Origin of the sequence: Pseudomonas fluorescens, assembly GCF_902498195.1 — a bacterium.
GTDB classification, from domain to species: Bacteria; Pseudomonadota; Gammaproteobacteria; order Pseudomonadales; family Pseudomonadaceae; genus Aquipseudomonas; species Aquipseudomonas fluorescens_BU.
Genome location: NZ_CABVIY010000010.1, coordinates 258973 through 280417, shown reverse-complemented (window position 1 = coordinate 280417; position 21445 = coordinate 258973). Strand labels below are relative to the sequence as shown.

Here is a 21445-nt window from a genome sequence, read left to right as displayed (position 1 = left end):
AGCTGCAGATTCGAGAACCTTCATGCCTGAACTGCCAGAAGTCGAAACCACCCGCCGCGGCATTGCCCCGCACCTGGAAGGCCAGCGCGTCAGCCGGGTGATCGTGCGTGACCGGCGCTTGCGATGGCCGATTCCCGAAGACCTCGATGTGCGCCTGTCGGGCCAGCGCATCGTGCTGGTGGAACGTCGCGCCAAGTACCTGCTGATCAACGCTGAAGTCGGCACCTTGATCAGTCACCTGGGCATGTCGGGCAATTTGCGCCTGGTGGAAGCCGGTCTGCCGGCCGCCAAGCACGAGCATGTGGACATCGAGCTGGAGTCAGGCCTGGCCCTGCGTTATACCGACCCGCGCCGGTTTGGCGCGATGCTCTGGAGCCTCGACCCGCTCAACCACGAATTATTGATTCGCCTGGGGCCGGAGCCGCTGACCGACCTGTTCGATGGCGAGCGCTTGTTCCAGCTGTCCCGTGGGCGCTCGATGGCGGTCAAGCCGTTCATCATGGACAACGCGGTGGTGGTGGGCGTGGGCAACATCTACGCGACCGAAGCGTTGTTCGCCGCCGGTATCGATCCGCGTCGCGAAGCCAAGGGCATTTCCCGCGCGCGTTACCTGAAGCTGGCGATCGAGATCAAACGCATCCTGGCGGCCGCCATCGAGCGCGGCGGTACCACGTTGCGCGATTTTATCGGGGGTGACGGCCAGCCAGGCTACTTCCAGCAGGAACTGTTCGTGTATGGCCGCGGTGCCGAGCCTTGCAAGGTCTGCGGCACGGAATTGCGGGAAGTGAAGCTCGGGCAGCGCGCCAGCGTCTTTTGCCCGCGCTGCCAGAGCTGAAACGCCGACGGTCTATAGTCAGTGTTCTGACTGTCTCGCCGAAGGACCGTGCCATGAAGCTGTTTCGAACCCTCGCCGCCACCTTGTTGCTGAGCGTCGGCACTTCAGCCGTTGCCAGCAGTGGCAGCGGCGATCCGCTTTACACCATTCAGAATCCGCCCGCGTACGCCATGATCGGTGACCTGCTGATTGCCCGTCCGTTGCTGGTCGTGGCGACGGTGATCGGTGCGGGGGTGTTTGTGGTGTCGTTGCCCTTTACCGCGCTTGGCGGCGGCGTGGGGGATGCGGGGCAGGCTCTGGTGGTCGACCCGGCGAAAGCGGCGTTCGTGCGATGCCTGGGGTGCGTCGGGGAGGGGTTTGAGCAGACAGAGTGAGTCAGTCGGATTTTCTGCGATGCCAATGACGCCTTCGCGAGCAAGCCCGCTCCCACAGGGAATCTGTTTACGACGCAGATCCGGTGTGGGAGCGGGCTTGCTCGCGAAGAGGCCCTTGAGAACGCTACAAAACTAACGGATCAAGCCTTGCCGGTAATCTTCCGGTACTTCTCCATCAACTGCTCTTCAGTCTCCGGATGGGCTTCGTCCAGCGGAATGCAATCCACCGGGCAGACCTGCTGGCACTGCGGTTCGTCGTAGTGGCCGACACACTGTGTGCACAGGTTAGGGTCGATCACGTAGATCTCTTCACCCTGGGAAATGGCGGCGTTCGGGCACTCGGGTTCGCAGACGTCGCAGTTGATGCAATCGTCGGTGATGATCAGGGACATGCTAACTCCAGCCGGGGCGGCAGGCCCGGGCGCAATAAATCAATGCGCAATTGTGCCGCATTGGCGCCTGCAGTGCACGCGGGTGAGATCAAGGGCAGGCTGAGTGGCAAGCTGGATCTGGATCAAAAGCAAGATCAGAAGATCGCAGCCTGCGGCAGCTCCTACTTTTTGAAGCGTTGGGTCAGGGCATCCGCCACCGCAGGGTGCACGAACTTGGTGATATCGCCGCCCAGGGCTGCAATTTCACGTACCAGCGTCGAGGAAATGAACGAATAACGCTCGGACGGGGTAAGAAACAGGCTTTCCACATCCGGGGCCAGTTGCCGGTTCATGTTGGCCAGCTGGAACTCGTATTCGAAGTCCGACACCGCGCGCAAGCCACGCAGGAACACGTTGGCGTTCTGCTCTTTGGCGAAGTGCGCCAGCAGAGTCGAGAAGCCGACGACTTCAACGTTCGGCAAATGTTTAGTGACCTCGCGGGCCAGCTCCACACGTTGTTCCAGGGGAAACAACGGGTTTTTCTTGGGGCTGGCGGCAACGGCAATGATCACGTGATCGAACAGGCGCGAGGCGCGTTCGACCAGATCGCCGTGGCCCTTGGTAATAGGGTCGAAGGTACCTGGGTACAACACTCGGTTCATCGCGTCGTCCTGGCGGGAGTGCGTTGGGGAGTCGGATGGTATCGCAGCCTTACCGGTCGGCCAAGTCGCCTGTTGGGTAAGAAAGCACTATAGACGATGGGAATGTTCGTCGTTTTCATGGGTTTTTTAAACGTTCGGCGAGGGAAGTGGCCAGTTGCGCCGTCAGGCCGTAGACCGACAACTGCGGGTTTGCGCCAATGCTGGTGGGGAACAACGAACCGTCGTGGATCGACAGATTGCCCAGTTGATGATGGCGGCCGAGGCTGTCGGCCACGGCGTTTTTCGGGTCTTCGCCCATGGCACAGCCACCCATCACATGGGCGCTGCCGAGGCGCGTGCGGTACAACTCAAGGCTCAGGCCGTCGATCAGCGTGCGTGCCTCGCCCAGGGTTTTCACATAGCGCGCATCGGCGTGCATCGGCATCACGGCTCGGGCGCCACCGGCGAACTGGATCTCGGCCATGCTGTGAAACGCCCGGCGCAATCCATCCCAGGCATAAGGTGAAACCTGGTAATCGAGAACCGGCGTGCCGTCCCCGCGCAACTCGACGCTGCCGCCGGGGCTGTCCGGATGGAACCCGTCGCGCAGCAGTGCCAGCATGGCGTGGGTGTGCGGCAGGTTGGCCATGTGATGCGCGTTGTCCTGTCCGAAACCTCCGAGCAGCGTCGCCGCCAACGCCGGGTGCAGGGGTGGCACCTCCAGTTTGTAGGCCATTTTGCCGGTGGTGCCGTCCTGCCATTGGAAATGGTCGGAATAGATCGACTGCGGCGCTCCGTAGAACGGGTTGATCACCTCGTCGAACAGCCCGGCGGACATGTTCACCAGGTGCAGGAACGTCCGTTTGCCCAAGCGTTTGTGCGGATCAGGTGCGTCGGAACGCAGCAACAACGCCGGGCTGTTGATCCCGCCGCCGGCCAGCACGTAATGCCGGGCCTTGACTGTAATGCGGCGGCCGCTGGGCTCCACGCAGCGTTCGTCCATCGCCAGGCATTGCAAGCCGGTGACTTTGTCACCGTTGATCAGGAGTTTTTCAGCGCGGGCCAGGTAGAGCAGTTCGCCACCTTTTTCCAGGGTGGCGGGAATGGTGGTGACCATCATCGACTGCTTGGCGTTGGTCGGGCAGCCCATGCCGCAGTAGCCCAGGTTCCAGCAGCCGCGCACGTTGCGCGGGATCACGTGCCAGCTGTAGCCGAGCTTTTCACAGCCCTTGCGGATCACATCGTTGTTGGCGTTGGGCGGCACCCTCCACGGCGCGACGCCCAGGCGCTGTTCCATTTTTTCGAACCAGGGCGCCATGTCGGTCGGGCTGTGGCCCTTCACATTGTGTTCGCTGGCCCAGTGTTCCAGGGTCGGTTGTGGCGTGCGGAAACTGGAGGTCCAGTTGATCAATGTGGTGCCGCCCACGGCCCGGCCCTGGAGGATGGTGATCGCGCCGTCCTTGCTCATGCGGCCGATGCCTTCCTGGTAGAGGCTGGTGTAGGCCTGATCCTCCAGCAGCTTGAAATCGCTGCTGGTCTTGAGCGGACCTTCCTCGATCAGCAGCACCTTGTAGCCTGCCGCGCTGAGGATTTCGGCCGTGGTCCCGCCACCCGCGCCGCTGCCGATGATCGCCACGTCGGCTTCGAGGGTCAGGTCCTGGGTCAGTTGCGAGCCGTCATGGGTTTTCCAGCCACGGGCCATGCCTTCGCGGAACGGGTCGGGTACGGGCATCGTTGGGTTCTCTTGTTGTTATGGTTTGGATGCAGTGGTGTTAATGAAATCGCCTTTGCGAGCAAGCCCGCTCCCACAGGGGATCGCGTTGCCCTTTGTGGGAGCGGGCTTGCTCGCGAATGGGGCGACACGGTCTCAAACACTTGGCGGCCCGGGATAGCCGCAATGCGCCCAGGATTCCCTGCGTCCGTACCAGGCCATCATCACCAGTTGCAGCAATGAGCTATGGCCCATGCGCAGCAGGCTCAGCGAGCTGTCCTCCCAGCGGGCCAGAAAGTGCCGGATATCGCCGGCGCTGGCGTTTTCCCAACTGCCCCAAATGCCGGTCAACGGTCCACGGGTCACGGCCATCGCCAACACATCGAACAATTGCCGGGTCAACTTGAGCATTTCCGGCGACAAGTGATTCAAGCTCTCATCCAGACCTTTGAGGGTGCCTTCGATCGCGCTTGGCAGCCGATCGAGGGCCACCGCACCGTCGAGCATCACCGGGACCAGTGCGCGCAGAAACAGCAGGTCGGCGTTGCGCAGCGTCGCGAAACCGCTGGCCGGAATGTTCGACGAGCAACCGCTGAGACTGGCCCCCAACCCGGCCGTGGCGAGAAAGGCGCTGGCGCCCAGGCTGAATTTGAGCAGGCCGCGCCGTGACAGCGCGGGAGTATCGGACAGGCTTGGGCTCATTATTGTTATTACCCGAGGAGAGTGATCGTTAGCGGATGAACAGCTTCTGGATCAGTTTCTGAATGGACTTGCCGTACGGTGGATAGATCAATTTCGCCGCGTTGAAGCGCTGCTTGACCAGCACGCCCTTGGCCTTGCTGAAGGTCAGGAAGCCTTCGTGGCCGTGATAGTGGCCCATGCCCGAGGCGCCGATTCCGCCGAAGGGCATGTCGTCCTGGGCGACGTGCAGCAGGGTGTCGTTCAGGCACACGCCGCCGGAATGGGTTTCGTGAAGTACGCGCTGTTGTTCGCGCTTGTCGTAGCCGAAGTAATACAGCGCCAGTGGGCGAGGGCGCTGGTTGACGTAGGCAAAGGCCTGATCAAGATCCTTGTACGGCACGATCGGCAGCAGCGGGCCGAAGATTTCGTCCTGCATGACCGTCATGTCGTCGCTGACGTTGAGCAGCAGACTATGGCCCATGCGGCGTCCCTGACCTTGCTCGAACAGTGGGATCAACAGCGCGCCTTTGCTGGTGGCATCGCTGACGTAGCCGTTGAGTCTCGCCAGTTGTCGGTCATTGATGATTGCGGTGTAGTCCGGGTTGTCGGCCAGCGTAGGAAAAAAACCTCGTACCGCCTGACGGTAGGCCTCGACGAACGACCCTACGCGGTCTTCCGGCACCAGCACGTAGTCCGGGGCCACGCAGGTCTGGCCCGCGTTGAGGGTCTTGCCGAACGCGATACGTTCGGCGGCATCCTTGAGCGGCACGTCGCGGGACACGATGGCCGGGGACTTGCCGCCCAGCTCCAGGGTGACCGGCGTCAGGTTTTCCGCTGCCGCGCGCATCACGTGTTTGCCGATGCTGGTGGCCCCGGTGAACAGCAGGTGATCGAACCGCAGTTTTGAAAACGCCACGCCGACATCGGCCTCGCCCAGCACGACGCACACCAGGTCCTCGGGGAAAATCCGCCCGAGCAGCGCCTTGAGCAGCAGGCCGGTGGCGGGGGTCGATTCGCTGAGCTTGAGCATCACCCGGTTGCCCGCCGACAGCGCGCCCACCAACGGCCCGACGGCCAGGTACAGCGGGTAGTTCCAGGGCACGATCACCCCGACCACGCCCAGCGGCTGGTAAACCACTTTGGCCGAGGCCGGCTGGAAGGCCACGCCGACCTTGCGCCGTGACGGACGCATCCAGCCCTTGAGGTGCTGGCTCGCGTAATGGATGCCGTGCAGGCTGGGCATCAGTTCGGCGAGCAGGGTTTCATCGGCGCTGCGGTGGCTGAAATCCTGGCTGATGGCGTCAATCAGGGCCTGACGCTCGCTGCTCAGCAGGTCACGCAACGCCTTGAGCCATTGCTGACGCTGGGCGGCCGGTGGCAGGGGGTTGGCGGCGTAGGCGGCACGCTGCGCGTCAAAGAGGTTTTGGAGTTCTGCCAGAGGATGCTGCAGATCTTGCAGGTAGGAGATTTCAGCAGTCATGGTCGGCTCCGGATTTATTGTAATGAGGCAATTTTTAGAGTCTATGCTCTATAAAGTCAAATGACACCCGGGTACTCCATGGTTTCATCCGTATCCGGATCGGTCGTAAGATGCCCCTCAACGCACTCTGAATTTAAGCTCAAGCCATGGCCCCACGGATCAAAACCAGCGAGCGCATCGTGCAGAACAGCCTGGAGCTGTTCAATCAGCAGGGCGAGCGCAGTATCAGCACCAACCATATCGCTGCCCACATGGAAATTTCTCCGGGCAACCTGTACTACCACTTCCCCAACAAGCAGGCGATCATCGCCGTGCTGTTCAGCGAATACGAAAGCCTGGTGGACAGCTTCCTGCGCCCGCCCCAGGGCCGCGCCGCCACCGTCGAAGACAAGCGCTATTACCTTCAGGAATTGCTGGCGGCGATGTGGCGCTACCGGTTTCTGCATCGCGACCTGGAGCATCTGCTCGACAGCGACGCCGAGCTGGCCGCGCGTTATCGGCGCTTTTCCCAACGCTGCCTGATCCAGGGTGCAGCCATCTACAAAGGGTTTGTCGCGGCCGGCATCCTGACCATGGACAAGGTGCAGATCGAATCCCTGACCCTCAACGCCTGGATCATTCTCACGTCCTGGGTGCGTTTTCTGTGCACCACGCGGGAAAATTCCAGCCACCTCAGCGAGCAGGCGATCAAGCGCGGGGTCTATCAGGTGCTGGTCCTGGAGGCGGGGTTCGTCACGGATCAGGCGCGCGACGCGGTCAACGCGTTGTTCGAAGAGTTTTACGTGCCACTGGCCCAGGCGCTTGAAGAACTGCAGTAGGATCGACACCCGGTTTAATCACAGGAGCCTGTTATGCCCATTGCGCAATTGATCAGCCCGCAAGCGTTGGACCTGAAAAAGGAGCAGCCGGGGCTGGTGATTCTGGATTGTCGTTTTGCCCTGGAAGACCCGGATTATGGTCAGCGCAGCTATGCCGAGGGCCATATCGCCGGGGCCGGTTTTGCCGATCTTGAGCGTGATCTCAGCGGCAAAGTGGTCAAGGGGGTGACCGGGCGTCATCCATTGCCCGAGCCGGCCGAGTTGATCGAGCGCCTGCAAGCCTGGGGGATCAACCCGGACAGTGACGTGGTTTTGTACGACGACGGTCCCGGTGCCTTCGCGGCGCGGGCCTGGTGGTTGCTGGCCTGGCTGGGCAAGCGTGAGGGTGTGTACATCCTCGATGGCGGGCTCAAGGCCTGGCACTCGGCGGGGCTACCGTTGAGTCTTGATGCACCGAGCATTGAGCGGGGTCGCTTTGCGGGGACGCCGGACAACGCGCTGATCCTCAGCGCCGAACAGCTGCAGCAACGTCTCGGCCAACCTGCGCTGACCCTGCTCGATGCGCGCGCCTTGCCGCGCTTCAAGGGTGAAGTGGAGCCGATCGACCCGGTTGCCGGGCACATTCCCGGCGCGCAGTGCGCGGCGTTTACCGACAATTTGGGCAGTGACGGGCGTTTCCTGCCGGCCGATCAGCTCAAGCAGCGGTTTGCCGCGAAACTGGGTGATCGTTCGCCTGACGATCTGGTGGCGTACTGCGGTTCCGGCGTCACGGCGTGCCACAACCTGTTTGCCTTGAGTCTGGCGGGTTATCCGTTGGGTTCGCTGTACGCGGGGTCGTGGAGTGAGTGGATCAACGATCCGGCGCGCGGGATTGCCACCGGCGAATAATCGCAAATCAAAACGTGGGAGCGGGCTTGCTCGCGAAAGCGGCGTGCCAGTCAATAGGGTTGTCGACTGACGCACCGCTTTCGCGAGCAAGCCCGCTCCCACATTAGAAGTATGTCGTCGGAGATTGCCGGGCACTGCGATACGCCCCCGGCCCCATCCCGTACACCTGCTTGAACTGCCGGCTCAAATGGCTCTGGTCGGCAAACCCCAGTTGCGTTGCCACCTCCAGCGGCAAGCAACCCCCCTGCAACAACGCCCGCGCCCGGGCGATGCGCTGCTGCATCAGCCAGGTGTGCGGCGGCATGCCGGTGGCGCGGCGGAACACCCGGGCGAAATGGAACGGCGACAGGTTCACCGCCGCCGCCAGTTCTTCGAGCGAAGGCGGTGCGGTCAGTTGCGCGTGCAGCAGTTCCTTGGCCCGCGTCACCGCCCGATGTTCCTTGCCCGGTTTGCCGGCATCCGCCACCGCTGCATGCCGCTGCAACAACGACAGCATCAGTTCGCGCCAGGCCGTCTGCTGTTGCAGTGCCGTGGCCGGGCTTTCCAGTAGACGATGCAACTGGCAGAAACCGCTCACCAGGTCCGGGTCGCGGTACAACGTGGCACCGAACGCCGGCAGGTGGCGGGTCGGCAGTTCGAGTTCGGCCAGCAGTGACAGGATCTGCCCGCTGTCCGGATAAAACGCCCGGTACAGCCAGCCATCCTCCGTGCCCTTGTGGCCGGTGTGCAGTTCGTCGGGGTTGATCAAGACCAGCGTGCCACTGCCCGCCAGGTGCTCGGCGCCGCGATAGCGGTAGCGCTGGGCGCCGGCCATGATCATGCCGATCACATAGCCGTCGTGCACATGGGGCGCGAAACGGTGTTCGATGTAGCGCGCCGACAACAATTCGACCCCGGCCAACGGCGCCGTTTGCCAGAAATGGATCGACTCGCCCTGGTTGACGTCCATGGCTACTCGCGTCCTGCGGCGGCCAGCCAGCGCGGGATGCGCCGTTCCAGGTAGTAACCCGGCTGCCTGACCGACCCGTCGACAAACCCGACATGCCCGCCCCTGGCCTGCAATTCGAATTGCGTGGAGGGGGACAACTCATCGGCCTGCGGCAGGCTGTGGGGGAAGACGAAGGGATCGTCGGCCGACTGGATGATCAGGGTCGGCGTACGAATTTCGCCGAGGAAGTAGCGGCTCGAAGCGCGGCGGTAGTAGTCCTCGGCATCGGCGAAGCCGTTCAGTGGCGCGGTCACCCGGCCATCGAAGTCCCAGAAGGTGCGCATGTTTTCCAGTGAGCCCAGCGCCGCCAGCGCGGCCAGGCCATCCTCTCGCCCGTCGTGCTGGAACTGACGCTGTTTGTTCTTGATATAGGCCAGCATCTCGCGCATGAAATGCGCTTGATAGACCTTGGAAAAGCCCTGGCCGATGCGGTCCGCGCACTGGTCCAGGCGAAACGGCACCGACACCGCCACCGCACCCTGCACACCGCTGTCACGGCCACTCTCGCCCAAGTGCTTGAGCAGGACATTGCCGCCCAGGGAATACCCCACCGCATACAGCGGCGCGAGTGGCCGTTTGGCCCGCAGGTGTCGGATGGCTTCGGCCAGGTCTTCGCTGGCGCCGGAATGGTAGCTGCGCGGCAACAGATTGGGTTCGCCGGAACAGCCGCGCCAGTTCAGCGCAACGCTCGCCCAGCCCTGATCAGCCAACGCCTTTTGCATCCCGGCCACGTAAGGCGAGTTCGACGAGCCGGTCAGCCCGTGCAACACCAGCACCAACGGCGCATCGACGCTGTGCGGGCCATGCCAGTCGAGGTCGAGGAAGTCACCATCTTCGAGCCACAAGCGTTCACGCTCGCGCTCGATGTGGGTGGTTTTGCGCCACAGCGGTCCCCACAAGGTTTGCAAGTGCGGGTTGCTGAGGCCAAAGGCGGGGGTGAAGCGTTCTGACGGAGGGTGCACGATTGTTCTCGAAGCAGTGGCGCGCAGCCGTTTTCGGATGCGCGCCTTGTTCAGACCGGTCGATCAGCCGGCGATCTCTGCCATACGTTGCCACAACGAATAATAGACCCGCCCGGATTTTTGCTCCCGGTGCAGGCGCCAGTTGCCAGGCAGGCCGAGCGACGACGGCGCGGTTTCGCTTTCGGTGTACACCCAGGCATCCTCGGCCAGCCATTGGCGCTCTTCGAGCAGCTTGCAAACCACGGGGAGCAGGTTCTGGTTGAACGGCGGGTCGAGGAACACCAGGTCATAAGCCGTAGCCGTCTGGGTTTCCAGGTAGCGCAGCGCGTCGGCGGTCTGGACCTGGCCAGTGGTGCAGCGCAACGTGCCCAGGTGTTCCTTGAGGCTGGACACCGCGAGGCTGCTGGCATCCAGCGCCTGACCCATGGCGGCGCCACGGGACAGGGCTTCGAGGAACAATGCGCCGCTGCCGGCGAACGGGTCGAACACCTTGGCGCCGGGAACGTAAGGTGCGAGCCAGTTGAACAGGGTTTCACGTACGCGGTCAGGCGTCGGACGCAGGCCTGGCGCATCGGGGAAGCTCAGCTTGCGGCTGCGCCATTCGCCGCCAATGATGCGCAGCTGGTTCACGCCGTTGTGCACGTTGTGGGCAGGTTTTTTCGGGCGGGAGGTAGCCATTAATGCTCCGGAACCCCGAGCGGTTGCTCGGCAGGTTTATCAGTAGGGGCCGGTAACGGCTTTTGCGGCACGGTCGGGCCAGCGCTGACGATGACCATTTTGTCCGTGCTCAGGTGTTTGTTCAGTGCAGCTTTGACTTGCTCGACGGTCAGGTTCTGGGACTGTTGCATGAAGTCCTCCAGATGACTCAGCGGCAGGTTGTAGAACCCGATCGCACCCAGCTGGCCGACGATGTCGGCGTTGCTGGCGGTGGACAGCGGGAAGCTGCCAGCCAGTTCGCGCTTGGCGTCGTCGAGTTCTTTTTCGGTCGGACCGGTTTGAAGGTAGTCGGCCAACACGTCCTGCACCAGCTTCAGGGTGCCTTCGCTCATTTCTGCGCGGGTCTGCAAGTTGATCATGAACGGGCCGCGTGCCTGCATCGGGCTGAAGCCCGAGTACACGCCGTACGCCAAGCCGCGTTTTTCGCGCACCTCGCTCATCAGCCGGGTGCCGAAACCGCCACCGCCGAGGATCTGGTTGCCCATGGACAGTGCTGCGAAGTCCGGATTATCACGGTCGATGCCCAATTGCGCGAGCATCAGGTTGGTCTGCTTGGACGGGAATTCGATATGTCCAATGCTGGCCTTGGGTTCGGCCGGTTGCGCGATTTTCGGCAGGGCGGGGCCCTTGGGCAGGGCGGCGGACACCTGCGCGGCAATGGCTTCGGCTTCGGCGCGGGACAAATCGCCCACCAGCGCGATCACCACGTTGCCCGCCGCGTAGGCTTTTTCGTGGAAGGCGCGTAGCTGCGCCAGGGTCACGGCCGGAACGGTTTTCGCCGTGCCATCGCTGGCGTGGGCGTACGGGTGATCGCCATACAAGCGGTTCATCAATTCGAGGCTGGCCAGTTTGCCGGGGTTTTGTTTCTGGTACTCGAAGCCGGCCAGCATCTGGTTCTTGATGCGGGTGAACGAATCGGCGGGGAAGGTCGGTTTACCGACGACTTCGGCGAACAGCTTCAAGGCCGGTTCACGCTTGTCCGCGGTACTGAGGCTGCGCAGGGAAGCTACCGCCATGTCTTTGTAGGCACCGTTACCGAAATCGGCCCCCAGGCCTTCGAATCCCTGGGCGATGGCGCTGACGTCTTTGCCGGCCACGCCTTCGTTGAGCATGGCGTTGGTCAGCAGCGCCAGGCCTGGTGCGTCACCGTCCTGGCTGCTGCCGGCGGCAAAGATCAGGCGCATGTCGAACATCGGCAGCTCACGGGCTTCGACGAACAGCACCTTGGCGCCTTCAGCGGTGTTCCAGGTCTGCACGTCGAGCTTGCGGTGGCTCGGCGCCTTGCCGTTAAGCTCGGTCAGCGATTGCAGCTTCTGGCTGGCCTTGGCCTTGTCCAGTGCCTCGCTGGCAACGGTTTCGCCGGTCCTGGAGAAATAGAAGGCAGCGGAGCCGATCAGGGCGACAGCGATCAGGCCGAGCAGGGCCAAGCGCGGTTTCTTGTGGTCACTCATGAGGCGTCTCCTCCGGCAGTACATGGGCGACGCTGAGACGTTCGCGGGTGAAATACAGCTTGGCGGCTTTCTGGATATCTTGCGGTGTCACGCTTTCCAGCTCGGCGAGCTCGGTGTCCATCAGCTTCCAGGACAGGCCGACGGTCTCCAGTTGGCCGATTGCAGTGGCCTGGCTGGTGATCGAATCGCGTTCGTACACCAGCCCGGCGATGACCTGCGCGCGTACACGCTCCAGTTCTTCGGCGGACGGTGCGGTGGTTTTCAACTGTTCGAGCAGTTTCCACAAGCCGGCTTCGGCCTGGGCGATGGTTTTGTTTTTCTGGCTGTTGGGCGTTGCCGACAGGGTAAACAGGCTGTCGCCACGGGTGTAGGCGTCGTAACTCGATGAACCGCCGGACACCAGCTCTTCGCCGCGCTCCAGTTGGGTCGGGATGCGCGCACTGTAGCCGCCGTCGAGCAGGGCCGAAATCAGGCGCAAGGCATTCACTGAGCGCTTGTCGTCGGCGGTGGCGATGCCCGGCACGTTGAACGCCAGCATCAGGCTGGGCAACTGGGTCTTCACGTGCAGGGTGATCTGGCGCTCGCCAGGCTCGGCCAGCTCCAGGGGAATCTTCGCCGGCGGTACAACGCGCCTGGCGATCGGGCCGAAGTAGCGCTGGGCCAGGGCTTTGACTTCGTCCGGGGTCACATCGCCGACCACCACCAGCGTGGCGTTGTTCGGCACGTACCAGGACTCATACCAATGACGCAGCTCTTCGACTTTCATGCGGTCCAGGTCCGCCATCCAGCCGATGGTCGGCGTGTGATAGCCGCTGGCCGGGTAGGCCATGGCCTTGAAGCGTTCGTAGGCCTTGGACATCGGCTTGTCGTCGGTGCGCAGGCGACGTTCTTCCTTAATGACTTCGATTTCCCGGGCGAACTCGTCGGGTGGCAGGCGCAGGCTGGCCATGCGATCGGCTTCCAGTTCGAAGGCCACGCCCAGGCGGTCGCGGGCCAGGACCTGGTAATACGCGGTGAAGTCATCGCTGGTGAAGGCGTTCTCCTCGGCGCCGAGGTCGCGCAGGATCAGCGACGCTTCGCCGGGGCCGACTTTCTCGCTGCCCTTGAACATCATGTGTTCCAGGGCATGGGACAAACCGGTCTGCCCAGGCGTTTCGTAGCTGGAGCCAACCTTGTACCAGACCTGGGAAACCACCACGGGCGCACGGTGATCTTCGCGCACGACGACCTTCAAGCCGTTGTCGAGGGTGAATTCGTGGGTAGGTTGTGGATCGGCAGCCAGGGCCGAAAGGGGCAGACAAACTGTGCTGAGCAGCAGGCCTGCGGCGCGGCGGGCTAGAGCATTCATTCGTTTTTAAACCTGTTGGGCTGCCCGCTTGGTCTTAGCGTCGGCGGGCGAGAGGGTGCTAGGATACTGATCCGTTTTACTGGCGGCCACGCCTATCCGGCCTTTGACCGGTCGGAAGGTTGTATGGGTTACCGGCATAAGCTTTGAGTTTGTCAGCTAAACTCTGTGTTTTCGCCGACGATGCCGTTCCAGTCCTTCGTAATAGTCGACCTTTGAGGTGCCGTCGGTACCTCGACAAAATGTTGCGCGTGAACAAGCTGGGTCAATCACAGTCTGTTCTGCATCGAATATTTATTTGCCGGGGCGCCCGTTGGCGCGTCGCTACCGTGAGATAGCCGTCCCCCATGTTTGGTTCCAACGACGACAAGAAGACCCCAGCTGCGGCTGGCGAGAAAAAAAGCCTGTTCGGATGGCTGCGCAAAAAGCCGCAGGAACCCGTCGTCGAACAGCCACAGCCACTTCCCGAGCCAACACCCGCGCCGGTCATGGAAGCCGAGACGACGCCGGTTGTGTTGCCGATCGCCGAGCCGGTGCTGCAACCGGTCGCCGAGCCTGAACCGCAAGTCGTGGCAGAGCCGCCACGCACGACAGCCGCTGAGCCCTGGCTGACACTGCCCGTGGCCGAAGAGCCGGTGGCACTGGTTGAAAACGACCTCGCGCCACATGTTACGCCGCCGATTCCGGCACCGACCGCCTTTGCACCGGCGCCGATCCAGGCGCCTGTGGTAGAGCCGGTTGTCGCACCTGTGGTGGCCGAGCCTGCGCCGGTTATTCCAGAGCCGGTAATGCCGGCCTCTGTTGCTCCGCCTGTCCAGGTCCCGGCCCCTGCGCCGGTTGCTGCTGCCCCCATCGCTCTTGTCGAAACCCCGGCCGAGCCACCGCGCACCGAAGAGACCAAGGCCGGTTTCTTCGCCCGTCTCAAGCAAGGTCTCTCCAAGACCAGCGCCAGCATCGGCGAGGGCATGGCCAGCCTGTTCCTGGGCAAGAAAGCCATCGATGACGAGCTGCTCGATGACCTCGAAACCCGTCTGCTGACGGCCGATGTCGGTGTGGAAGCCACTTCGGTGATCATCCAGCGCCTGACACAGAAGGTTGCTCGTAAAGAACTGGCCGATTCCGATGCGCTGTACAAATCCTTGCAGGGTGAACTGGCGGCGATGCTCAAGCCCGTCGAGCAACCGCTGAAAATCACCTCGCAGAACAAGCCGTTCGTGATTCTCGTCGTCGGCGTCAATGGGGCCGGCAAGACCACCACCATCGGTAAACTGGCGAAGAAGCTGCAGCTGGAAGGCAAGAAAGTCATGCTCGCCGCCGGCGACACCTTCCGTGCCGCGGCGGTCGAGCAATTGCAGGTCTGGGGCGAGCGCAACAAGATCCCGGTGATTGCCCAGCACACGGGTGCCGACTCGGCGTCGGTGATCTTCGACGCCGTGCAGGCCGCCAAGGCCCGTGGCATCGATGTGCTGATCGCTGACACCGCCGGTCGCCTGCACACCAAAGACAACCTGATGGAAGAACTGAAAAAGGTTCGCCGGGTGATCGGCAAGCTCGACGCCGATGCCCCCCACGAAGTGCTGCTGGTGCTCGACGCCGGTACTGGCCAGAACGCCATCAACCAGGCCAAGCAGTTCAACCAGACCGTCGAACTGACCGGCCTGGCATTGACCAAGCTCGATGGCACCGCCAAGGGCGGGGTGATTTTCGCCCTGGCCAAGCAGTTTGGCCTGCCGATCCGCTACATCGGCGTCGGTGAAGGCATCGACGATTTGCGCACTTTTGAAGCTGAACCCTTTGTCCAGGCACTGTTTGCCGAGCGGGAGCGTTCATGATTCGTTTCGAACAGGTCGGTAAACGCTACCCGAACGGTCACGTCGGCTTGCATGAGCTGAGCTTTCGAGTGCGTCGCGGCGAGTTTTTGTTTGTCACCGGCCATTCCGGCGCCGGTAAAAGCACCCTGTTGCGGCTGTTGCTGGCCATGGAGCGTCCGACCAGTGGCAAGCTGTTGCTGGCCGGGCAGGACCTGAGCACCATCAGCAACGCGCAGATTCCGTTCCTGCGCCGTCAGATCGGCGTGGTATTCCAGAACCACCAGTTACTGTTCGATCGCACCGTATTCAACAACGTCGCGCTGCCGTTGCAGATACTGGGCCTGTCCAAGGCCGAGGTCGCCAAACGCGTGGATTCGGCCCTGGAGCGCGTGGCACTGTCGGACAAGACCGATTTGTACCCCGGTGACTTGTCCACCGGCCAGCAACAACGCGTCGGCATTGCCCGCGCCATCGTTCACCGTCCGGCCCTGCTGCTGGCGGACGAACCGACCGGTAACCTCGACCCGCGCCTGGCAGCGGAAATCATGGGCGTGTTCGAGGATATCAACCGCCTGGGCACCAGCGTGCTGATTGCCAGTCACGACCTGGCGCTGATCGCGCGCATGCGTCACCGCATGCTGACCCTGCAGCGCGGCCGATTGATTGGCGACGGGGAGGCGGCCGTATGAGTGCGACACGCAGTCCAAAGGTTTCCGAACGCGTGGCTCCGAAAGCCGCCGATCCACAACCGACCAAGAAAAAGCACGACGACGATGACGGCCCGGACTTCGCCACCCTGTTCCGCGCCTGGGTCGAAAGCCATCGCGCCAGCCTGATGGACAGTTTGCGTCGGTTGGGCAAACAACCCATCGGCAGTTTCTTTACCTGCATGGTGATGGCGGTTGCCCTGAGCTTGCCCATGGGGCTGTCACTTCTGCTAAGTAATGTCGAGCGGCTGGGCGGTTCCTGGCAACGTGCGGCGCAGATTTCCCTGTACCTGCAGCTCGAAGCCAGCCCGGCTGAGGGCGAGTCGTTAAGGGAGCAGATCAGGGGCATGCCCGGTGTGGCCGAAGCCGAATATGTGGGGCGCGAGCAGGCGCTGGAAGAGTTTCAGCAGCAGTCCGGTCTGGGCGAAGCGCTCAAGGAGTTGCCGGAAAACCCGCTGCCGGGCGTGGTGCTGGTCACGCCAAAGGAAGTCGACAAGCCTGCGCTTGAAGCATTAAGACAAAAACTTTCCGAATTGCCCAAGGTACAACAGGCGCAGCTTGATCTAGTCTGGGTCGAGCGTCTGGCAGCGATCCTCAAGCTCGGTGACCGTTTTGTCTTCGGCCTGACCGTGCTTCTGGTTTCTGCATTACTTTTGGTGATAGGCAATACCATTCGTCTTCATATTGAAAACCGCCGCACAGAGATAGAAGTGATTAAACTCGTGGGCGGCACTGACAGCTATGTGCGCCGGCCCTTTCTTTATATGGGCGCGCTTTATGGCTGTGGTGCGGGGATTCTTTCCTGGGGTGTGCTGGCGTTCGGTCTCGACTGGCTGAACGACGCGGTGGTCGGGCTGGCCGGTTTGTACGGCAGCGATTTCGCGCTGGCCGGTGTGCCGGTAGCCGATGGTCTATCTCTCTTGCTTGGCGCGGTACTGTTGGGTTATATCGGTGCTTGGATTGCAGTCGCTCGCCACCTGCGGGAGCTTGCGCCAAAGTAATATCATTTTGCTCGTATTGACCTTTCAGTTTTTTTGGGAACTTGTCTTTCGGTTTCCGGTCAATTTTCGCAGTGCTTAACTGCACGAGTTTAGTAAGTCGGAGGTTTTTTCGTATGACCAATTCTTTGCAGCCTGCATATGCTCTGGTCCCGGGTGCGAACCTGGAGGCCTATGTGCACACGGTGAACAGCATTCCATTGCTGACGCCGGAGCAGGAGCGTGAACTGGCCGAGAGTCTCTATTATGAGCAGGATCTTGAGGCGGCTCGGCAGATGGTGCTCGCCCACCTGCGTTTTGTCGTACATATCGCCCGTAGCTATTCCGGCTATGGTCTGGCTCAGGCTGACCTGATCCAGGAAGGTAACGTTGGCCTGATGAAGGCTGTCAAGCGCTTCAACCCTGAGATGGGCGTGCGCCTGGTGTCCTTTGCCGTGCACTGGATCAAGGCAGAAATCCACGAATTCATCCTGCGTAACTGGCGGATCGTGAAAGTCGCGACCACCAAGGCCCAGCGCAAGCTGTTCTTCAATCTGCGCAGCCAGAAGAAACGCCTGGCTTGGCTGAACAACGAAGAAGTCCATCGCGTGGCGGAGAGCCTCGGTGTAGAGCCGCGGGAAGTGCGCGAGATGGAAAGTCGCCTGACGGGTCATGACATGGCCTTCGACCCGGCTGCCGAAGCCGACGACGACAGTGCTTTCCAGTCGCCGGCCAACTATCTGGAAGACCACCGGTACGACCCGGCCCGTCAACTGGAAGATGCCGACTGGAGCGACAACTCCAACCACAACCTGCACGAAGCGCTGGAAGTGCTGGACGATCGCAGTCGTGACATCCTCTACCAGCGCTGGCTGGCAGAAGAAAAAGCCACGCTGCACGACCTGGCCCAGAAGTACAACGTGTCGGCCGAGCGTATTCGCCAGCTTGAAAAAAGCGCGATGAACAAGCTCAAGTTGTCGATCGCCGCGTAACTTGCGCGAAGGCAATAAAAACGCCCCGATCATTGATCGGGGCGTTTTTGTTTGTGCGCGAAGTTTATGAATCACCCTATTCCCAATGTGGGAGCGGGCTTGCTCGCGAAAGCGGTGGGTCAGATAACATAATGTCGACTGACACACCCCCTTCGCGAGCAAGCCCGCTCCCACAGGGGATTTGCGGTGTTACTGGGACCAAGGCGCCCGGCGCGAATCGTTGAGGCCCACCAGATAGCTGTCCCCACCAAGCTGGCTCATCTGCCGTCGAATCCACCCGGCACGCCGTGCCACGTAGGAGGTCGGATGGCTGGCGCTCCACACTCGCGGGTTCGGCAGCACGGCCGCCAGCAAGCTCGCCTGCTGCCGAGACAGTGACTTGGCGCTGACACCGAAGTGATGCCGGGCCGCCGCCTCGGCACCAAACACCCCCTCGTCCCACTCGACGCTATTGAGGTAAACCTCAAGAATCCGCTGCTTGGGCCAGAACACTTCGATCAATGCGGTAAACCAGGCTTCGAGGCCTTTGCGCAGCCAGCTGCGACCGGACCACAGGAACAGGTTTTTCGAGACTTGCTGGCTCAAGGTGCTGGCACCGCGAACCGATCCACCCAGCTCGTTGTGGGCCAGTGCGGCACGGATCGCGCCCAGGTCAAAGCCCCAATGCTCAGGGAATTTTTGATCTTCGCCAGCAATCACCGCGACCTTCAGGTCGTCGGAGATTTCCTCCCAGGGCTTCCAGGTGCGTTGAAGGTCGATAGGCTCGCCGTCGAACCAGGATTCGATCTTGCGCTCGACCATCAGGGCGGTCCCCGGTGGTGGCACCACGCGGAAAATCAGGACCAGCAATACGCTGCCGCCCATGAACCAGAGCACGGCCTTGGTGAAACGACGGAAATAGATACGCAGCATAGAGATGGCTTGGCCGAACCCGTTGAGCGGGCCATTATACAGACCCTGTTGATCGAGTCTGACTGGAGTTCTTCATGCTGCGTGGCTTTCTGATGCTGGCCGCTTTTTTCGGCTTCACCGGTGTCGGTCTCGGGGCCTTTGCCGCCCACGGCCTGAAAAACCGCCTGACGCCCGAGTACCTGGCGATCTTCCACACCGGCGTCACCTATCAATTGGTGCACACCCTGGCGCTGCTGGGCGTGGCGTTGCTGGCCACACAGATTCCCGGCCGGCTGGTTACCTGGGCCGGCGCGTCCTTTGCCATTGGCATCCTGCTGTTCTCCGGCAGCCTCTATGTGCTCACGCTGACCGGTGTCAGCAAGCTCGGCATCATCACGCCCTTCGGCGGCCTGGCCTTTCTGGTGGGCTGGTTCTGCCTGGGGCTCGCCGCCTGGCGGTTGAGCTGACCAGCTGGTCCATTTCATGACGAATGGCTTGGGTCAGCCTGATTGATCGGGCTAGAATGCCAGCCCCTAAAAATGATGGCGGCGTTGCGCATGCGCATTCAGTTGAACGGCGAATCCTTTGAACTGCCCGACGGTGAAACCGTTGCGGCCCTGCTGACCCGTCTGGACCTGACCGGACGCCGGGTGGCGGTCGAACTCAATCTGGATATCGTCCCGCGCAGCCAGCATGCCGACACGACGCTGAATGACGGCGATAACGTCGAAGTCGTGCACGCCATCGGCGGCGGCTAGCCGCCAGGCCGGCACCGGCCCAGTATTCTGCAAGAACCTCACCCCTACAGAGGATTTCCCATGAGCATCGTTCGCAGCGACAAGCCTTTCGTTCTGGCCGGTCGTACTTACCAGTCGCGTTTGCTGGTCGGTACCGGCAAGTACCGCGACATGGAAGAGACCCGCCTGGCCATCGAAGCCTCGGGCGCCGAGATCGTCACGTTTGCCGTGCGCCGCACCAACCTGGGTCAGATCGAGGGCGAGCCGAACCTGCTTGAAGTGCTGTCGCCGGATCGCTACACCTTCCTGCCGAACACCGCGGGCTGCTACGACGCCATCGAGGCCGTGCGCACCTGCCGCCTGGCCCGAGAGTTGCTCGATGGCCACAACCTGGTGAAGCTGGAAGTGCTGGCGGACCAGAAAACCCTGTTCCCCAACGTGATCGAAACCCTCAAGGCCGCCGAAACCCTGGTCAAGGAAGGCTTCGACGTGATGGTGTACACCAGTGATGACCCGATCATCGCCCGGCAACTGGCGGAAATCGGCTGCATTGCGGTGATGCCGCTGGCGGGCCTGATCGGCTCCGGCCTGGGAATCTGCAACCCGTACAACCTGCAGATCATCCTCGAGGAAGCCAAGATCCCCGTGCTGGTGGATGCTGGTGTCGGCACCGCTTCCGACGCCACCATCTCCATGGAGCTGGGCTGCGACGCGGTGCTGATGAACTCGGCCATCGCCCACGCCCAGCAACCGATCATGATGGCTGAAGCCATGAAACATGCGATTGTTGCCGGTCGCCTGGCGTACCTCGCCGGTCGCATGCCGAAAAAACTCTATGCCAGCGCCTCTTCGCCGCTGGATGGTCTGATCAAGTAAGAGCCATTGATGACTGAATCAAACGACACGCCAATCCAGACGGAAGAAGGCGACGAGCGCCAACACCGCCGCATCAAGAGTTTCGTGATGCGGGCCGGGCGCATGACCGAAGGCCAGCAGCGTGGCCTGGACCAAGGCACGCCACTGTTCGTGCTGCCATTGGCCGATGCACCAGTGGATTACGACCAGGTCTTCGGTCGCTCGGCCCCGCGCTCGCTGGAAATCGGTTTCGGCATGGGCCATTCGCTGCTGGAAATGGCGGCGGCCTCGCCGGAGCAGGATTTCATCGGCGTGGAAGTGCATCGCCCGGGTGTCGGCGCGTTGCTCAATGGCGTGCTGACCCAGGGCCTGACCAACCTGCGCGTCTACGATTGCGACGCGATCGAAGTGCTCAACCGCTGCATCGCCGACAACAGCCTCGATCGCCTGATGCTGTTTTTCCCGGACCCATGGCACAAGAGTCGTCACCACAAGCGTCGCATCGTTCAGGCGTCGTTCGCCGAGCTGGTGCGCAGCAAGTTGAAAGTGGGCGGCATCCTGCACATGGCCACCGACTGGGAACCGTACGCCGAATACATGCTGGAAGTGATGAATGTCGCACCGGGTTACCGCAACCTGGCCGAGGACGGCAAGTGCGTACCCCGCCCGGCCGAGCGCCCGATCACCAAGTTCGAACGCCGTGGCGAACGGCTTGGGCATGGGGTGTGGGATTTGAAGTTCGAGAAGCAGACCTAAGCCGCACCGCAATGCAAAATGTGGGAGCGGGCTTGCTCGCGAAGACGAGGTGTCAGACGACATTAATGTTGCCTGATGCACCGCTTTCGCGAGCAAGCCCGCTCCCACATTTGTTTTTGGGTGTAGCTGAAGTCAGCGGCGGTCTGCCACGACGCCAATGAGTACCAGAACCACCAGCAACACCGGCGCCAGGCTGTAGTTGTTGAATTGGCTCAGGCCCTTGATGATCCATGGTGTGGCGTAGATCAGCGCGGCACCGCTGCCGACCATGCACAGCAGGGCCATCAGCGGGACGCGCAACGCGCCGGCGATGCTGCCCAGGCGTTGCTCGACCCAGCCTTTGAAATCCGCGCCGAACAGCACCAGCACGCAGCCCACCAGGGCCAGGGCGATTTCCGAGAGGTTGCTACGGCTCCAGCGAGACACGGTGGCGAGCAGGTCGAGTACCAAATCCATT

Annotated in this window: 24 protein-coding genes; 12 read left to right on the top strand and 12 right to left on the bottom strand. The window is 62.0% G+C overall.

The genetic code is table 11. The features are described 5' to 3' along the window. The first annotated feature begins 22 nt into the window (after positions 1-22). On the top strand, positions 23-835 hold the full coding sequence (mutM, locus tag F8N66_RS30990) for a bifunctional DNA-formamidopyrimidine glycosylase/DNA-(apurinic or apyrimidinic site) lyase (RefSeq protein WP_150773687.1): 813 nt from the start codon (positions 23-25) through the stop codon (positions 833-835). A 53-nt stretch (positions 836-888) separates the two neighbouring features. Then, the gene (locus F8N66_RS30985) at positions 889-1209 is read left to right on the top strand and encodes a multidrug transporter (protein WP_150773686.1); all 321 of its coding nucleotides are present in this window, start codon (positions 889-891) and stop codon (positions 1207-1209) included. Positions 1210-1349: 140 nt separating this feature from the next. Here F8N66_RS30985 and F8N66_RS30980 read toward each other — a convergent pair whose 3' ends face one another. From F8N66_RS30980 to F8N66_RS30960, 5 genes are all read right to left on the bottom strand, one after another. Next, positions 1350-1601 carry a YfhL family 4Fe-4S dicluster ferredoxin gene (locus F8N66_RS30980; protein ID WP_003195146.1) on the bottom strand — a complete coding sequence of 84 codons (252 nt, stop codon included), beginning with the start codon at positions 1599-1601 and terminating at the stop codon, positions 1350-1352. Between the two features lie 161 nt (positions 1602-1762). Further along, entirely contained in the window at positions 1763-2242 is a 480-nt protein-coding gene (gene coaD, locus F8N66_RS30975; RefSeq protein ID WP_010564413.1) for a pantetheine-phosphate adenylyltransferase, read from the bottom strand. 115 nt (positions 2243-2357) lie between these two features. After that, the gene (locus F8N66_RS30970; RefSeq protein ID WP_150773685.1) at positions 2358-3953 is read right to left on the bottom strand and encodes a GMC family oxidoreductase; all 1596 of its coding nucleotides are present in this window, start codon (positions 3951-3953) and stop codon (positions 2358-2360) included. Positions 3954-4088: 135 nt separating this feature from the next. Then, a complete protein-coding gene (locus F8N66_RS30965) occupies positions 4089-4634 on the bottom strand; it encodes a twin-arginine translocation pathway signal protein (protein ID WP_150773684.1) in 546 nt (181 codons plus the stop codon). A gap of 28 nt (positions 4635-4662) precedes the next feature. Next, positions 4663-6093: a coniferyl aldehyde dehydrogenase gene (locus tag F8N66_RS30960; protein ID WP_150773683.1), complete on the bottom strand. Its 1431-nt coding sequence runs from the start codon at positions 6091-6093 to the stop codon at positions 4663-4665. Positions 6094-6239: 146 nt separating this feature from the next. Between F8N66_RS30960 and F8N66_RS30955 the strand changes: the two genes are divergently transcribed. Then, positions 6240-6911, top strand: coding sequence for a TetR/AcrR family transcriptional regulator (locus tag F8N66_RS30955; RefSeq protein ID WP_150773682.1), 672 nt, complete (start codon positions 6240-6242; stop codon positions 6909-6911). Between the two features lie 33 nt (positions 6912-6944). After that, complete coding sequence (locus tag F8N66_RS30950) at positions 6945-7799, top strand: sulfurtransferase (RefSeq protein WP_150773681.1); 855 nt, start codon at positions 6945-6947, stop codon at positions 7797-7799. A gap of 103 nt (positions 7800-7902) precedes the next feature. On the opposite strand, the gene F8N66_RS30945 is transcribed toward F8N66_RS30950, so the two are convergent. Genes F8N66_RS30945 through F8N66_RS30925 form a run of 5 tightly spaced genes read right to left on the bottom strand, consistent with a single transcriptional unit; the run spans position 7903 to position 13265 of the window. Then, complete coding sequence (locus F8N66_RS30945) at positions 7903-8748, bottom strand: AraC family transcriptional regulator (RefSeq protein ID WP_150773680.1); 846 nt, start codon at positions 8746-8748, stop codon at positions 7903-7905. 2 nt (positions 8749-8750) lie between these two features. Then, the gene (locus F8N66_RS30940; protein WP_412070763.1) at positions 8751-9752 is read right to left on the bottom strand and encodes a hydrolase; all 1002 of its coding nucleotides are present in this window, start codon (positions 9750-9752) and stop codon (positions 8751-8753) included. Between the two features lie 60 nt (positions 9753-9812). Beyond that, positions 9813-10427, bottom strand: a complete 615-nt coding sequence (rsmD, locus tag F8N66_RS30935; RefSeq protein WP_150773678.1) for a 16S rRNA (guanine(966)-N(2))-methyltransferase RsmD — start codon at positions 10425-10427, stop codon at positions 9813-9815. Further along, on the bottom strand, positions 10427-11917 hold the full coding sequence (locus tag F8N66_RS30930) for a M16 family metallopeptidase (RefSeq protein WP_150773677.1): 1491 nt from the start codon (positions 11915-11917) through the stop codon (positions 10427-10429). The genes rsmD and F8N66_RS30930 overlap by 1 nt, the downstream gene beginning before the upstream one ends. Then, positions 11910-13265 (bottom strand): M16 family metallopeptidase, encoded by a 1356-nt coding sequence (locus F8N66_RS30925; protein ID WP_150773676.1) that lies wholly within the window; start codon positions 13263-13265, stop codon positions 11910-11912. The genes F8N66_RS30930 and F8N66_RS30925 overlap by 8 nt, the downstream gene beginning before the upstream one ends. Before the next feature lie 344 nt (positions 13266-13609). Between F8N66_RS30925 and ftsY the strand changes: the two genes are divergently transcribed. The 4 genes from ftsY to rpoH all read left to right on the top strand — a co-directional run bounded on the left by ftsY (position 13610) and on the right by rpoH (position 17749). Further along, positions 13610-15094: a signal recognition particle-docking protein FtsY gene (ftsY, locus tag F8N66_RS30915; protein WP_150773675.1), complete on the top strand. Its 1485-nt coding sequence runs from the start codon at positions 13610-13612 to the stop codon at positions 15092-15094. Then, positions 15091-15762 (top strand): cell division ATP-binding protein FtsE, encoded by a 672-nt coding sequence (gene ftsE, locus F8N66_RS30910; protein ID WP_103398803.1) that lies wholly within the window; start codon positions 15091-15093, stop codon positions 15760-15762. Before ftsY ends, ftsE begins: the two co-directional genes overlap by 4 nt. Then, positions 15759-16781, top strand: a complete 1023-nt coding sequence (ftsX, locus tag F8N66_RS30905; protein WP_150773674.1) for a permease-like cell division protein FtsX — start codon at positions 15759-15761, stop codon at positions 16779-16781. The genes ftsE and ftsX overlap by 4 nt, the downstream gene beginning before the upstream one ends. Before the next feature lie 113 nt (positions 16782-16894). Then, positions 16895-17749 (top strand): RNA polymerase sigma factor RpoH, encoded by an 855-nt coding sequence (rpoH, locus tag F8N66_RS30900; RefSeq protein ID WP_047534555.1) that lies wholly within the window; start codon positions 16895-16897, stop codon positions 17747-17749. Positions 17750-17938: 189 nt separating this feature from the next. Here rpoH and mtgA read toward each other — a convergent pair whose 3' ends face one another. After that, complete coding sequence (gene mtgA, locus F8N66_RS30895; RefSeq protein ID WP_150773673.1) at positions 17939-18661, bottom strand: monofunctional biosynthetic peptidoglycan transglycosylase; 723 nt, start codon at positions 18659-18661, stop codon at positions 17939-17941. Between the two features lie 74 nt (positions 18662-18735). Here mtgA and F8N66_RS30890 point away from each other — a divergent pair, with 74 nt between their 5' ends. The 4 genes from F8N66_RS30890 to trmB all read left to right on the top strand — a co-directional run bounded on the left by F8N66_RS30890 (position 18736) and on the right by trmB (position 20988). Further along, a complete protein-coding gene (locus F8N66_RS30890; protein ID WP_150773672.1) occupies positions 18736-19107 on the top strand; it encodes a DUF423 domain-containing protein in 372 nt (123 codons plus the stop codon). A 90-nt stretch (positions 19108-19197) separates the two neighbouring features. Continuing rightward, positions 19198-19398, top strand: a complete 201-nt coding sequence (gene thiS / locus F8N66_RS30885) for a sulfur carrier protein ThiS (protein WP_007953386.1) — start codon at positions 19198-19200, stop codon at positions 19396-19398. A 60-nt stretch (positions 19399-19458) separates the two neighbouring features. Continuing rightward, on the top strand, positions 19459-20253 hold the full coding sequence (locus F8N66_RS30880) for a thiazole synthase (protein ID WP_017253955.1): 795 nt from the start codon (positions 19459-19461) through the stop codon (positions 20251-20253). 9 nt (positions 20254-20262) lie between these two features. Further along, positions 20263-20988, top strand: a complete 726-nt coding sequence (gene trmB / locus F8N66_RS30875) for a tRNA (guanosine(46)-N7)-methyltransferase TrmB (RefSeq protein WP_150773671.1) — start codon at positions 20263-20265, stop codon at positions 20986-20988. A gap of 132 nt (positions 20989-21120) precedes the next feature. Here the strand turns inward: trmB and F8N66_RS30870 are convergent, their stop codons facing one another. Further along, positions 21121-21444, bottom strand: coding sequence for a DUF3392 domain-containing protein (locus tag F8N66_RS30870; protein WP_150773670.1), 324 nt, complete (start codon positions 21442-21444; stop codon positions 21121-21123). Position 21445 lies beyond the last annotated feature (1 nt).